Consider the following 13,800-nt stretch of genomic DNA (forward strand, 5'->3'; position numbering starts at 1 on the left):
GTACGCCGGGGACGACCGGGGACAGGGTCGCGGCGACTTTCGGCTCGACCGGCACGGTGGCCATGGCCCGAACGGGCCACGTCCGCACCGCGGACGGTCACGGAGCGTCGACCCCCGTGACCGGACGTCCGCTCAGACGAAGACCGCGACCGCCCGCGCGACGCCGTCCCGCGGCTCGTAGAGGGCGAGGAACTCCCCGCTCGGGTCGAACAGGGCCGTCAGCCCGGCCAGGTCACGCTCCAGGGCGCGCCCCACCCGGACCGATCCCGCCTCCTCCTCGTCGAGGTCGAGGGAGGGGAAGGCGGCCCGCGCGGCGTCGGCGACCGGCAGCACGCTCGGGTCGGCCTCGAGCTGGTCCAGGGTCCGGGCGACACCGAGGTCGTAGGGTCCGACCGCGGTGCGACGCAGGGCGGTGAGGTGTCCTCCCACGCCCAGCGCGGCCCCGACGTCCCGGGCGATGGCGCGGACGTAGGTGCCCGAGGAGCAGCGCACCGAGATGTCGACGTCCAGGTGGTCCCCGACCACGCGGTGCTCGCCGACGCGCAGCTCGTGGACGGTGACCGGGCGGGCCTTCAGCTCGACCTGCTCGCCGTCGCGGACACGCTGGTAGGCGCGCTTGCCGTCGACCTTGATGGCCGAGACGGCCGTGGGCACCTGCTCGATCTCCCCGACCTGGGTCGCGAAGGCGGCGGCGACCGCAGCGACGTCGAGGTCGGCGGCACTGGCCGACGCGACCACCTCGCCCTCGGCGTCGTCGGTCGTGGTGCTCACTCCCAGCCGCACCGTGGCGTCGTAGGCCTTGTCGGTCAGCATCAGGTGACCCAGCAGCCGCGTGGCCCGGTCGACACCGAGCACCAGCACCCCGGTCGCCATCGGGTCCAGCGTGCCGGCGTGCCCGACCTTGCGGGTGCCCACGAGCCGGCGCACCCGAGCCACCACCCCGTGCGAGGTCATGCCGCCGGGCTTGTCGACCACGACCAGCCCGGGCTGGGTCACGCCTCGTCGTCCCGGTCGTCGTCCCGGTCGTCGTCCAGGTCGTCGTGCCGGTCGTCGTCCAGGTCGTCGTCGTCGTCGTCGAGGTCGCGCGGCTTCTTGTACGGGTCCTGCTCGCCGGCGTAGGCCTCCACGCGGGCGGCGGCGACCGCCTCGTCCTGGGCCTTGGCCCGGGCCAGGACCTCCTCGAGGTGCCGTGCGGTCTCGGGCAGGGCGTCGGCGATGAAGGTCAGCGTCGGGACGTGGCGCATCCCCAGCTGCTTGCCGACCTCGGAGCGCAGCAGCCCCTTGGCGGACTCCAGGGCGGCGGCCGTCGAGGCGAGCTGGGCCTCCTGGTCCTCGGGCGAGCCGAGCACGGTGTAGAAGACCGTGGCCTGCTGGCTGTCTCCGGAGACCCGGACGTCGGTGATGGTGACGAAGCCGAGGCGCGGGTCCTTGATCCGGCGCTCGAGCATCTCGGCCACGATCACCTGGATCCGGTCGGCGATCTTGCGCACGCGCGGGTTGCTCATGGGGGGTCTTTCTACTCCTGGGGCGGGACCGGGTGGGTCCTGGGGCGGGACGGCCGACGCCGGGCCGGTCCGTGGTGACGGACCGGCCCGGCGTACGGCCAGTGAGAGGGGCTGATGCCCGTGCCCCGGTCGGATGCCTCGCAAGGCGGAGGGCCGAAGGCGGCCTTCGAGCGGAGCGGGCCGTCGAGGCCCGACAACGCAGCGAGGCGCCGTCCGGGGTGCGGGAATCAGCTCCTCGGGATCTCGCGCATCTCAAAGGCCTCGACGAAGTCGCCTTCCTTGATGTCCTGGTAGTTGCGCAGCACCAGACCGCACTCGAAGCCCTCGCGGACCTCGGAGGCGTCGTCCTTCTCGCGCTTGAGCGAGGCCAGGTCGAGGTTGTCGGCCACCACGGCGCCGTCGCGCACCAGGCGCACCTTGGCGTTGCGGCGGATGAGCCCCTCGGTGACCATGCAGCCGGCGATGTTGCCGATCTTGCTGGAGCGGAAGATGGCCCGGATCTCGGCCCTGCCGAGGGAGACCTCCTCGTACTCCGGCTTGAGCATGCCCTTGAGCGCAGCCTCGATCTCCTCGATGGCCTGGTAGATCACCGAGTAGTACCGGATCTCCACGCCCTCGCGGTCGGCCATCTCGGTCGCCTTGCCCTGCGGGCGGACGTTGAAGCCGATGATGATCGCGTCGGAGGCAGCCGCGAGGTCGACGTTGGTCTCGGTGATCGCACCGACACCGCGGTCGATGACCCGGATGCCGACCTCGTCGCCGACGTCGATCTTGGACAGGGCGTCCTCGAGCGCCTCGACCGAGCCGGACACGTCGCCCTTGAGGATGAGGTTGAGCTCCTGGCTCTCGCCCTTCTCCATGGAGGCCATGAAGTCCTCGAGCGAGCGGCGGACACGACGCTTGGCCTGCATGGCCGCACGCTCGCGCGCCTCGCGCTTCTCGGCGATCTGGCGGGCCATCCGGTCGTCCTCGACGACGATGAAGTTCTGACCGGCGCCGGGGGCGGCGTTCAGACCCAGCACCATCGCGGGACGCGACGGGTCGGCCTCCTCGATGTTGTCGCCGTGCTCGTCGAGCATCGCGCGGACACGGCCGTAGGCGGGGCCGGCGACGATCGAGTCACCGACGCGCAGCGTGCCGCGCTGGACCAGCACCGTGGCGACCGGGCCGCGGCCGCGGTCCAGGTGCGCCTCGACGACCAGACCCTGGGCGTCCTGGGTCGGGTTGGCCCGCAGGTCCAGGGACGCGTCGGCGGTGAGGACGACGGCCTCGAGCAGCCGGTCGAGGTTGAGCTCGGACTTGGCCGAGACGTCGACGAACATCGTGTCGCCGCCGTACTCCTCGGGCACCAGGCCGTACTCGGCCATCTGGCCGCGCACCTTGGTCGGGTCGGCCTCGGGGAGGTCGATCTTGTTGACCGCGACCACGATCGGCACACCGGCGGCCTTGGCGTGGTTGAGCGCCTCCACCGTCTGCGGCATGACGCCGTCGTTGGCGGCGACGACCAGGATCGCGATGTCGGTGGCCTGGGCACCACGAGCACGCATGGCGGTGAACGCCTCGTGACCGGGGGTGTCGATGAAGGTGATGCGTCGCTCGTTGTCGTCGACGTCGGTCGTGACCTGGTAGGCACCGATGTGCTGGGTGATGCCACCGGCCTCCTTGTCGACGACGTTGGCAGAGCGCAGCGCGTCGAGGAGCTTGGTCTTTCCGTGGTCGACGTGACCCATCACGGTGACGACCGGCGGGCGGACCACGAGGTCCTCCTCGCCACCCTCGTCCTCACCGAACTCCAGGTCGAAGGACTCCAGCAGCTCGCGGTCCTCGTCCTCGGGGGACACGATCTGGATGACGTAGTTGAGCTCCTCGCCGAGCAGCTCGAGCGTCTCGTCGTTGACCGACTCGGTCGCCGTCACCATCTCGCCGAGGTGGAACAGCATCTGCACGAGCTGGGCGGCGTCGACGCCGACCTTCTCGGCGAAGTCGGTCAGCGAGGCGCCACGCGCCAGCCGGACGACCTCGCCGTTGCCCTTGCGGACGCGCATCCCGCCCAGGGTCGGGGCCTCCATGGCCTCGAACTCCTGGCGACGGGCCCGCTTCGACTTGCGACCACGGCGCGAGGGACCGCCCGGGCGACCGAAGGCACCCTGCGTCTGACCGCGCTGGCCGGGACGACCGCCACCGGGACGACCGCCACCGGCGAAGCCACCGCCGCCGGGACGACCGGCGCCGGGAGCGCCGCCGCCACGACCGGGGGCACCGCCACGACCGGGGGCACCGGGACGACCCGGAGCACCGCCGCGACCGGGCGCGGGACGACCGCCGGGGCCCTGGCCGAAGGCGGCCGGGGACTTGGGCATCATCGCCGGGTTGGGACGCGGCATGCCCGGACGACCCGGGGCGCCACCGTCACGGCCGGCCGGCGGACGCGGCGGACGCTGGTCGCCGGCGCCACCGCCGGGTGCAGCCGGCCCGCCCGCGCCGGGGCGGGGAGCAGGACGCTGACCCATGCCCTGGCTGGAGGCGAAGGGGTTGTTGCCGGGCCGCGGCGTGCCGGGCCTGCCGACCGGACGCGGGGCCGGTGCCTTGGGCGTGGCCGGGGAGGCCGACGCGGCCGGGGCCTCGGGTGCCGCCGGCTTGGCGGGCGCGGCCTCGGTGGTCTCGGCAGCCGGCTGCTCGGCGGCCGGGGCCGGCGTGGGCTCGGGGGCCGCGGGGGCCTTCGGGCCGGGCTTGGGGCCGGGCCTGGGCCCCGGCGTGGCGGGTGCCTTCTCGGCGGGCTTCTCGGCCGCGGGCGCCTCCGGGGCGCTCGCCGCGGCGGGCTCGGCGGGAGCCGCCTCGGCGGCGGGCTTCGCAGCGGGCTTGGGGGCCGGCTTCGCGGCGGGCTTCTCAGCCGCTGCCGGAGCGCTGGCCTGCTCGGCCTTGAGCTTCTCGCCGATCTCCTTGCGGAAGCGCATCTCGGCCGGCAGCTCGACGGTCGAGCTCGCCGACTTGACGAACTCCCCCATCTCCTTGAACTTCTCGAGAACGAACTTGCTCTCGACTCCGAACTCCTTGGCGAGCTCGTGAACGCGGGTCTTGGCCACAATTCTCCTTCTGGCCTCGAGACCCTCGTCCGGGGTGTCCCTCGAGACCGCTAGTGGTGGTGCAAACTCATCGGGAAGTACTCATCGAGTGCTCATGAGCTGCTGCTCCAGTTCCTGGTCATGCGTCCGGGTCTGGTGTCCGGTCGCGGCTGTCGGGCACGCGGGTGAGGTACGTCGCCACCGCGTCCGTCGGGAGTCCCTGCCCGCCTGCTGCTCGCAGGGCTCGGGCGAAGGCCTTCCGTCGGACGGCCAGCTCGTAGCACGCGGTCGTGGGGTGCAGGTGCGCCCCGCGGCCGGCTGCGCTCCCGGTGGGGTCGGGCACGACGGCCGGTCGACCGTCCTGCTCACCCACCACGAGACGCAGCAACTCGCGTCTGGCGACCCGCTGCCGACATCCCACGCACGTGCGGACGGGACCGTCCGGGGACGACAGGTCCGAGCGCGCGGGGGTTGTGTCTTGGCGAGCCACCGCGCACCACCTTAGCGCGTCGTGGGCCCCGGACCGAACCGGGGAGCGCCACCCCCGCGGTCGGGTGTGGCGTCGCCGGGGGCCGCTGGGGGTGCTGCCTCAGCCGTCGGCCGGCGGTGTCGCCTCGGCGGCACCCGCGGGCTGCTCGTCGGAGCGGATGTCGATGCGCCAGCCGGTCAGCCGTGCCGCCAGGCGAGCGTTCTGCCCCTCCTTGCCGATGGCGAGGGAGAGCTGGAAGTCCGGCACGACCACACGCGCGGAGCGGGTGGCGGCGTCGACGATCTCGACAGAGGTGACCCGGGCCGGCGACAGTGCGCTGGCCACCAGCGTGGCGGGGTCCTCGGACCAGTCCACGATGTCGATCTTCTCGCCGTGCAGCTCGGCCATCACGTTGCGCACCCGCTGGCCCATCGGCCCGATGCAGGCGCCCTTGGCGTTGACGCCCTGCCCCCGCGCGATGACCGCGATCTTGGTGCGGTGCCCCGCCTCCCGGGCCAGCGCGGCGATCTCGACCGAGCCGTCGGCGATCTCGGGGACCTCGAGGGCGAAGAGCCTCTTGACCAGGTTGGGGTGCGAGCGCGACAGGGTGATCTGGGGGCCGCGCATCCCCTTGCGCACCGACACGACCAGGCACTTGATGCGGGTCCCGTGCTCGTAGCGCTCACCGGGGACCCGCTCCCCCGGCGGCAGCAGTGCCTCGAGGCGACCGAGGTCGACCATGACGTCGTCGGGGTTGCGCCCCTGCTGGATGACACCCGAGACGATGTCGCCCTCCCGGCCGGAGAACTCCCCGAACTTGATGTCGTCCTCGGCGTCGCGCAGCCGCTGCAGCATGATCTGCTTCGCCGTGGTCGCCGCGATCCGGCCGAAGCCGGCGGGGGTGTCCTCGAACTCGCCGATCTTGTTGCCGTCGTCGTCGAGCTCGGCGGCCATGACCGTCACGTGCCCGGTCTTGCGGTCCAGCTCGACGCGCGCCTCCTCGTAGGCGCCCGGCGTCTTCTGGTACGCCGTGTGCAGGGCCTGCTCGATGGCCTCGACCAGGACGTCGAAGGAGATCTCCTTCTCGCGCTCCAGCATCCTCAGGATGCTCATGTCGATGTCCATCAGTCCTCGCCCTCCTCGTCGGCCCCGTCACCGGTGGCCGTGCTCCTGCGGTTGAACTCCACCTGCACCAGCGCCTTGCTGATGCCGTCGTAGGCCAGGTCCCTGCGTCGGCCGGTGACCTCCAGGGTCACCGACTCCTCGCCGGCCGCGACGATCCGTCCGGTCACGGCGGACCCGTCGGCGAGGGTGACCTTCACCAGGCGGTCCGCGTTGCGCCGCCAGTGGCGCGGCAGGGTCAGGGGTCGGTCGACCCCGCGCGAGGTCACCTCGAGGGTGTAGGGCTGCTCGCCCATCACGTCGGAGTCGTCGAGGACGCGGTTGACCTCCCGGGTCGCCTCGGCGACGTCGTCGAGGGTCACCCCGCCGTCCTTGTCCACCGCGACCCGCAGGACCCGTCGCTTCCCGGCCGGGCTGATCTCTACGGCCTCCACGTCGAGGCCGAGGGCGCCGAGGGGCTCCGTGAGCACGGACTCGATCCGCTCCCTCGTCGCGTCCTGACTGGCACTGTTCACGAGGTGCGTCCTCCGATGTTCTCTTGAAAGCGTGCTGTGGCTTGCTGGCTCGCCGGTCCGCACACCCTAGCGGCCACCGCGATGTCCTAGGGTCTCTCGGTGCCCACCCCGATGCCCACTCCGAGCCGACGGACCGCCCTGGTCGTGAGCGGACTCACGCTCGGGCTCGCTGCCACGGGCTGCGGACAGGCCACGACCCGTCCGGCTGCGGTCACCGAGAGCGCCGACACCTCGCTGCTCCAGGACGCCCGGGCCGACCTGGCCGGGGCCGCTGCGCTGGTGCGGGCCGTCCGCCGCACCCACCCGTCGCTGCGCCCGCGGCTGGCCGGCCTGCTGCAGGCCCACCGCACGCAGCTGCAGGTCCTCGACCCCGACGGTGCGGCGCGGGGCACCGTCGCGCCCGAGGTCCCGGCCGAGGCCCCGGAGGCGCTGCGCAGCGTCGTACGCACGGAGGAGCGGCTGGCCCGGCGGCTGGTGACGTGGGCCGTCGCGGCCGACAGCGGGCCCCTCGCCCGCGCGCTGGCCGCGTCGGCGGCCGGTGTGTCCCAGCAGCTGGCGACCCTCGGGGAGGAGGCCCGGTGAGCGGCGCCGACCTGGCCTCGGACCGGCTGGCGGACGCCCTGCAGCGGGTGCTGGCCACGGAGCACGCGGCGGTCTGGACCTTCGGGTCGCTGGGGGCCGCGACGTCGCAGTCCGCGACGCCGGAGCTCTTCGCGCGGGTCGGACGTGCCTGGGAGGAGCACCGCGACCGGCGCGACCGGCTGCACGCCCTGCTGCTCGACCTGGGCCGGGAGCCGGTGGGCAGCGAGGCCGCCTACACGGTCCCCTCGCCGATCGGACGACCGGACGACGTGGAGCGGGCGGCGGCAAGGGTGGAGCGCGCCGGCACGCAGGCCTGGGCGTTCCTGGTGGCCAGCACCACCGGGGGCACCCGCCGCTGGGCCGCCGGCGTGCTCACCGAGCTGGCCGTCTCAGCAGTGCGCTTCGGGGCGGAGCCGGAGCCGATGCCCGGCGCGGGCGACCTGCTCCCCCGCTGAGACGGGGCCGGCCAGAGGGGCCGACGGGAGAGCCGACGAGAGGGGCCCGGCCTCCCGAAGGAAGTCCCGAGATCTTCCCCGGGAGGCCGGACGGCGGCTGCGGTGCGGAGCACCGCGCCGGTCCGCACGCATACTGCCCCGCCCTCCGGCCCGATCACTCCTGGTCGTTCCCTCAGAAATGTGCAATGCAGTAAGTTGCAGTTCGGCGCAGGCGCGCGCGGGCCTCTCGGCCGTGCGCCAGCGGCTCAGAGCCAGGCGGTGACGATGTCGCGCACGTCGGCAAGCCGGTGGGCCACGGCGTCGGGGACGCCCTCGGTGTGCCCGACCTGCTCGGCGGGAATGGTGGAGTGCGGGACGTGGACGGCGCGCAGCCCCGCCTGCTGGGCGCCCCAGACGTCGTCGAAGAGCCGGTCCCCCACGTAGACGCAGCGCGAGGCGTCGCTGGCACCGACGGCCTCCATCGCCGCCACGAACGCGAGCGGGGACGGCTTGGTCCACGGGAGCTCGGAGGTGTAGACGTCACCGTCGAGCAGGCCCAGCACGCCGTCGCGCTCGAAGAAGCCCCGGTGCCAGGCCCGCGGCCAGATGGTGTTGGACAGCACGCCCACCGCGATCCCCTGCCCCCGCAGCCACTCCCACAGGGGCCCCACCTCCGGGTCCGTGAGGGTGTGCGGCTCCCAGAACTCGTAGTAGGCCGTGAGCAGGTCGGGGTCGTGGTCGAGCCCTGCCTCGGTGAAGAGGTCCTCGATCGTGGCTGACGTTTGGTGGTCCCGGCTGCGGCCCCACACGACCCCGCCGGCGGCGTGCAGCCGCGCCGCACGGGCGTGGTGGTCGTCGTCGCGGGTCGGCGTGCGGCGTACGGCCTCGGCCAGGGCGAGCGACTCGGCGTGGAAGTCGACGTCGTGCCAGCGGGTCAGCGTGCCGCCCCAGTCGAAGATGACCGCCTCGACCCCCTGGCCGGCCCCCCGGCCGGCCCCCCGGCCGGTCCCCCGCTCGGTGCCGCTCGTGGTGTCCGCCGCGCCCGTGCCGTCCATGCAGGGCACCATAGGCGACACCATGGACGACTCCAGCCCCGCTCGCCCCGCCGCCGCGGCCGCTCCGGGTCGGCGTACCCAGGCCGAGCGCAACGCGACCACCCGGGCCGCGCTCGTCGAGGCGGGGCGCCGGCTCTTCGCCACCAGGGGCGTCGCCGACGTCGCGACCGACGAGCTGGCCCGTGCGGCCGGGGTGACGCGCGGCGCGCTCTACCACCAGTACGACGGCAAGACCGGCCTCTTCGCGGCGGTCCTGGAGTCGGTCGAGGCCGAGGTCGTGGCCCGGGTCTCGCAGGCGATGGAGGCCTGCGCCGACCCCGCGGACCCCGCCACCAGGCTGCTCGCCGGGCTGGACGCCTACCTCGACGCGTGCGCCGACCCGACCATCCACCGCATCACCCTCGTCGAGGGCCCGGCCGCGCTCGGCTGGCAGACCTGGCGCGAGGTCGGGCACCGCCATGCCATCGGGCTGGTCGAGCAGAGTGTGCGGGCCCTCGCACCGGCGGACGCCCCGGTGCCCGCCCTGGCCCACCTGCTGATGGGTGCGCTCGGGGAGGCCGCGCTCTACGTGGCCGCCTCCGAGGACCCGGCCCGGGCGCGCGAGGAGGCCAGGACCGCCGTGCTCGCCCTCGTCGCCGGGCTGTCCTGACCTGCCCGTCCCGCCCGCCGAACCGGCGCATCAATACGCCGGCTCGACCCGCACCACCCGCCGAACCGGCGCATCAATACGCCGGCTCGACCCGCACCACCCGCCGAACCGGCGCATCAATACGCCGGCTCGACGTGGCGGACAGCCGGGCCGAGGGACCTCAGCCCGCGGAGACCAGCCCGACGAGGCGGTCGACGACGTGGTCGGCCGGCACCTCGGTGCGCTCGCCGGTACGCCGGTCCTTGATCTCGACGGTGCCGGACTCGGCCAGCGCCTTGCCCACCACCACGATGGTCGGGACACCGATGAGCTCGGCGTCCTTGAACTTCACGCCGGGGCTCACCTTCCCGGTGCGGTCGTCGTAGAGGACCTCCACGCCCTGCTCGGCCAGCTCGAGGGCGATCCGGTCCGCGGCGGCGAAGACGGCCTCGTCCTTGCCGGCTGCCACGACGTGCACGTCGGCGGGCGCGACGTTGCGCGGCCAGCACAGCCCGATGTCGTCGAGGGTCCCCTCGGCGATGGCGGCCACGGCCCGGGTGCAGCCGATCCCGTAGGAGCCCATCGTGACGGTGACCAGCTTGCCGTTCTCGTCGAGCACCTTCAGGTCCAGCGCCTCGGCGTACTTGCGACCGAGCTGGAAGATGTGGCCCATCTCGATGCCGCGGGCGCTCTCCAGCGTCCCCTCGTCGCAGCGGGGGCAGGCGTCGCCGTCGCGCACCTCGGCGGCCTCGATCGTTCCGTCGGGGGTGAAGTCGCGACCGGCCACGAGGTCGAGCACGTGGCTGCCCTCGACGTCGGCGCCGGTGACCCAGGCGGTGCCCTCCACGACCCGGGGGTCGACGAGGTAGCGGATGCCGGCGGCGGCGATGCCGCCGGGGCCGATGTAGCCCTTGACCAGGGCGGGGTGCTCCTTGAGCGCCGCCTCGTCCATGGGCTCCACCTCGATCGGCTCGAGCTGGCCCTCGAGCCGCTTGAGGTCGACCTCGCGGTCACCGGGCACGCCGATCGCCAGCGCCTCGCGCTCCCCGGTGGGGTGGCGCAGCAGGACCAGGACGTTCTTGAGGGTGTCGGCCGCGACCCAGGGGCGGTCGCTGCGGGGGAACGCCTCGTTGAGGTGCGTGACCAGGGACTCGATGGTGGGCGTGCCGGGGGTCTGCTCGGCGTGCGCGGCCGGCGCTGCGTCGTACGACACGGGTGCGGGCGCCCGCACCTCGACCGCCTCGACGTTGGCGGCGTAGTCGCAGGCCGTGCAGCGCACGTAGGTGTCCTCGCCGACCTCGGCCTTGGCCAGGAACTCCTCGGAGCGCGAACCGCCCATGGCGCCCGAGGTGGCCCGCACCACGACGTACTCGAAGCCGAGGCGGTCGAAGATCCGGACGTAGGCGTCACGGTGCTGCTGGTAGCTCTCCTCCAGCCCGGCGTCGTCGACGTCGAAGGAGTAGGAGTCCTTCATCGTGAACTCGCGGCCACGCAGCAGGCCCGCGCGGGGACGCGCCTCGTCGCGGTACTTGGTCTGGATCTGGTAGATCGAGAGCGGCAGGTCCTTGTAGGAGCTGTAGAGGTCCTTCACGACGAGGGTGAACATCTCCTCGTGCGTGGGGCCGAGGAGGTAGTCGCCGTCCTTGCGGTCCTTGAGCCGGAAGATGCCGTCGCCGTACTCGGTCCACCGGTTGGTGGCCTCGTAGGGCTCGCGGGGCAGCAGCGCGGGGAACGAGAGCTCCTGGGCGCCGATCGCGTCCATCTCCTCGCGCACGATCCCCTCGATCCTGCGCAGCACCCGCAGGCCCAGCGGCAGCCAGGTGTAGATGCCGGGCGCGGCGCGGCGGATGTAGCCCGCGCGGACCAGCAGCCTGTGGCTCGGCACCTCGGCGTCGGCGGGGTCCTCGCGCAGGGTGCGCACGAACAGGGACGACATCCGCAGGACGCGGGGGTGACGGGCACTCATGGGCCACAGGCTACGGCGCCGGGTCGGTCACAACCTATCCGGTATCCGCTGCGTCGTAGGGGCATGAGCCTCTTCTCTCGGACCCCTGTCCCACCCACCCGCCACGGCCGCACGGGACACACCCGCCCCGGCCGCACCGGCCGCTCCGCCCTGGCCGCCCTCGCTGCCACCACCGCCGCCGTCGCGACCGCCGTCGCGCTCGCGGCCGTGCCGGCCGACGCCGGCACCGACGCCCGCGGTGCCGCCGACCGGACCGGAGCACGCGCCGAGACCACCCGGGTCGACCCCGCCCGGCTCGAGCGCGGACCCGACGCGAAGGCGCCGTACGTCGACGGGCGCACCATCCACGACGACGGCACCGCCACCCGCGTCCGCGGCCGGTGGGTGCAGCTGCTCGGGACGCGCCCCGACGGGAGGTACGTCGTGCTGGTGCGGCGCGACGGCCGCGACCAGGTGCGCGCCCAGACCCCCGGCGGCGGGAGCCGCAAGATCCTGGGCGACACCCACGGTGCCGAGCCGGTGCTCGGGAGCGACGGGACCACGCTGGTCACGGGCCGGTTCAAGACCCGGCCCCGCCGGCACACGCTGCTGCGTGCCTTCGACAGCACCAGCGGGGAGCTGCTCGGGACGCGCAAGCGCCGGGGCTACCTCAACCCGCTCGACGCCGACTCCTCGACCGTCGTGTACGCCGGGGAGAACGGCCCCGTGGTCGCCTGGGACCTCGCCGGTGGCACCGGGACGCGGCTGAGCAGCAGGTACGGCTACCGCGCCGACCTGCGCAACGACCGGCTGGTGGTGTTCACCGACGACCCGTACGACGGCGGCTGCACGGTCCTGAGCCTGCTCTCCGACCCTGCGCAGGAGCTGTGGCGCTCCTGCGACGAGGCGGTCCGGGCGATCTCCCCGGACGGGAGCCACGTGCTCACGGTCTTCAAGCTCACCGACGGCCTGGGCCCCTCGCAGGTGCACGTGCGCACAGCGGACGGAGTGGAGACCGGTCGCTACGAGGTGGACGGCTTCTTCGAGCACTACCTCTTCGAGGACGGCGACACCGTCCTGCTCGGGGCGGTGACGCGGGAGTCCTCGGGGACCGTCCGGTGCGACGCCGGTGACTGCGAGCTGGCCTCCGACCTCGGGAAGGGCGCGCCCTGGCTGTGACCCGGCCCGGGGAGCCCTGCGGCAGACTCCGGGCATGCGCATCGGCATCACCGTCCTGACCGACCTGCCCTGGCGGGAGGCCGCACCGCGGTGGCGGGCTGCGGAGGAGATGGGCTTCGCGCACGCGTGGACCTACGACCACCTGGTCTGGGGCGGGCTGCCGGACGCCCCGTGGCGGGCGGCCACGCCGGTGCTCGGCGCGGTCGCGGCGACCACCTCGCGGATCGGGCTCGGCACGCTCGTCGCCTCCCCCAACTTCCGTCACCCCTACCAGCTGCTGCGCGAGGCCCAGGCCCTCGAGGACGTCTCCGACGGACGGTTCCTGCTGGGGCTGGGCACCGGGGGCGACCTCGACTCCCGGCTGCTGGCCCAGCCGGAGCTGACCGTGCGGGAACGGGTCGACCGCTTCCAGGAGGACGTCGACCTGCTGCTGCGGCTGCGCGCGGAGGACCACGTCGACGCCGACGGCCGCTGGTTCTCCGTCCGGGACGCGCGGACCCTGCCGCCGCTGGCCCGCACCCCCCTGCTGGTCGCCGGGAGCGGTCCGCGCTCGGTGCGCTACGCCGCACGCGTCGGCGACGGGTGGGTCACCACCGGTCCGCCGGCCGACACCGTCGAGGAGTGGGTGGCGGGGCTGGCCGCCGCCTCGCGCGTGCTCGACGAGGCGCTGGAGGGTCGCGAGCTGCCGCGCTACGTGCTGCTGGACTCCGCGGGCACCCTGTTCGGCGGCGACGGGCGGACGTCGCTGTCGAGCGTGGAGTTCTTCACCGACCTCGTCGGCCGGGTCGGCGGGCTGGGGTTCACCGACGCGATCACGCACTGGCCACGGCCGGAGCCGCCGTACGCCGCCTCGGAGCGGGTCCTCGAGCAGGTCGCCGCGCTGCTGCCCACGCTCTGAGCCCGCGGGTGCCGATGCGGGCTCAGCCGCGGGCGGTGCGCCACATGGCGCGGACCATCGGCCACTGCAGCGGCAGCCGGGCCAGCGTGAGCACCTTCCACGCCGGCTTGTCCCCGGCCATGGCGTCCACGGCCATCTGCACGTTGGCCGGGTAGACCCCCGCCAGCAGCCCGACGCTCGCGAGCGCCGCGACCCGCCGGGTGCGCGGGACGACCAGGCCGGCGGCGCAGGCCAGCTCGGCGTACCCGCTCCACACGATCATCTCGCGGTGCGCCGGGACCCAGGCGGGCATCGCCGGCTCGAAGACCTGCGGCCGCACCAGGTGGACCACCCCGTTGATCGTGAAGGCGGTGGCGACGAGGCGGGCGGTGCGCGAGAGGGTCACGGACGCAGCCTGCCAGACCGC

The 13,800-nt window shown here is 73.8% G+C and carries 14 protein-coding genes; 5 read left to right on the plus strand and 9 right to left on the minus strand.

Annotated features, from left to right (window positions below):
* Positions 1-132 precede the first annotated feature (132 nt).
* From truB to rimP, 6 genes are all read right to left on the minus strand, one after another.
* A complete protein-coding gene (gene truB / locus BKA05_RS11135) occupies positions 133-996 on the minus strand; it encodes a tRNA pseudouridine(55) synthase TruB (RefSeq protein ID WP_179531492.1) in 864 nt (287 codons plus the stop codon).
* On the minus strand, positions 993-1,505 hold the full coding sequence (gene rbfA / locus BKA05_RS11140) for a 30S ribosome-binding factor RbfA (protein WP_179531493.1): 513 nt from the start codon (positions 1,503-1,505) through the stop codon (positions 993-995). Before rbfA ends, truB begins: the two co-directional genes overlap by 4 nt.
* Before the next feature lie 227 nt (positions 1,506-1,732).
* The gene (infB, locus tag BKA05_RS20065; RefSeq protein ID WP_179531494.1) at positions 1,733-4,588 is read right to left on the minus strand and encodes a translation initiation factor IF-2; all 2,856 of its coding nucleotides are present in this window, start codon (positions 4,586-4,588) and stop codon (positions 1,733-1,735) included.
* A gap of 118 nt (positions 4,589-4,706) precedes the next feature.
* The gene (locus BKA05_RS11150) at positions 4,707-5,057 is read right to left on the minus strand and encodes a YlxR family protein (protein WP_343045626.1); all 351 of its coding nucleotides are present in this window, start codon (positions 5,055-5,057) and stop codon (positions 4,707-4,709) included.
* A gap of 99 nt (positions 5,058-5,156) precedes the next feature.
* Entirely contained in the window at positions 5,157-6,161 is a 1,005-nt protein-coding gene (nusA, locus tag BKA05_RS11155; protein WP_179531495.1) for a transcription termination factor NusA, read from the minus strand.
* Positions 6,161-6,673, minus strand: a complete 513-nt coding sequence (rimP, locus tag BKA05_RS11160; protein ID WP_179531496.1) for a ribosome maturation factor RimP — start codon at positions 6,671-6,673, stop codon at positions 6,161-6,163. Before rimP ends, nusA begins: the two co-directional genes overlap by 1 nt.
* 99 nt (positions 6,674-6,772) lie before the next feature.
* On the opposite strand from rimP, the gene BKA05_RS20315 reads away from it, so the two are divergent.
* Positions 6,773-7,255, plus strand: coding sequence for a hypothetical protein (locus BKA05_RS20315; protein ID WP_179531497.1), 483 nt, complete (start codon positions 6,773-6,775; stop codon positions 7,253-7,255).
* Positions 7,252-7,710, plus strand: a complete 459-nt coding sequence (locus tag BKA05_RS20320) for a DUF4439 domain-containing protein (protein WP_179531498.1) — start codon at positions 7,252-7,254, stop codon at positions 7,708-7,710. Before BKA05_RS20315 ends, BKA05_RS20320 begins: the two co-directional genes overlap by 4 nt.
* Positions 7,711-7,955: 245 nt before the next feature.
* Here the strand turns inward: BKA05_RS20320 and BKA05_RS11175 are convergent, their stop codons facing one another.
* A complete protein-coding gene (locus tag BKA05_RS11175) occupies positions 7,956-8,744 on the minus strand; it encodes an HAD family hydrolase (protein ID WP_179531499.1) in 789 nt (262 codons plus the stop codon).
* 22 nt (positions 8,745-8,766) lie between these two features.
* Here BKA05_RS11175 and BKA05_RS11180 point away from each other — a divergent pair, with 22 nt between their 5' ends.
* Positions 8,767-9,393 (plus strand): TetR/AcrR family transcriptional regulator, encoded by a 627-nt coding sequence (locus BKA05_RS11180; RefSeq protein WP_179531500.1) that lies wholly within the window; start codon positions 8,767-8,769, stop codon positions 9,391-9,393.
* A gap of 160 nt (positions 9,394-9,553) precedes the next feature.
* On the opposite strand, the gene BKA05_RS11185 is transcribed toward BKA05_RS11180, so the two are convergent.
* Complete coding sequence (locus BKA05_RS11185; RefSeq protein ID WP_246289792.1) at positions 9,554-11,338, minus strand: proline--tRNA ligase; 1,785 nt, start codon at positions 11,336-11,338, stop codon at positions 9,554-9,556.
* 63 nt (positions 11,339-11,401) lie between these two features.
* Here BKA05_RS11185 and BKA05_RS11190 point away from each other — a divergent pair, with 63 nt between their 5' ends.
* Together BKA05_RS11190 and BKA05_RS11195 are read left to right on the plus strand one after the other, a co-directional pair.
* Entirely contained in the window at positions 11,402-12,496 is a 1,095-nt protein-coding gene (locus BKA05_RS11190; protein ID WP_179531501.1) for a hypothetical protein, read from the plus strand.
* 34 nt (positions 12,497-12,530) lie between these two features.
* Positions 12,531-13,394 carry an LLM class flavin-dependent oxidoreductase gene (locus tag BKA05_RS11195; RefSeq protein WP_179531502.1) on the plus strand — a complete coding sequence of 288 codons (864 nt, stop codon included), beginning with the start codon at positions 12,531-12,533 and terminating at the stop codon, positions 13,392-13,394.
* 22 nt (positions 13,395-13,416) lie between these two features.
* Here the strand turns inward: BKA05_RS11195 and BKA05_RS11200 are convergent, their stop codons facing one another.
* Positions 13,417-13,779, minus strand: a complete 363-nt coding sequence (locus BKA05_RS11200; RefSeq protein WP_179531503.1) for a DoxX family protein — start codon at positions 13,777-13,779, stop codon at positions 13,417-13,419.
* Positions 13,780-13,800 lie beyond the last annotated feature (21 nt).

Origin of the sequence: Nocardioides marinus (assembly GCF_013408145.1) — a bacterium.
GTDB classification, from domain to species: Bacteria; Actinomycetota; Actinomycetes; order Propionibacteriales; family Nocardioidaceae; genus Nocardioides; species Nocardioides marinus.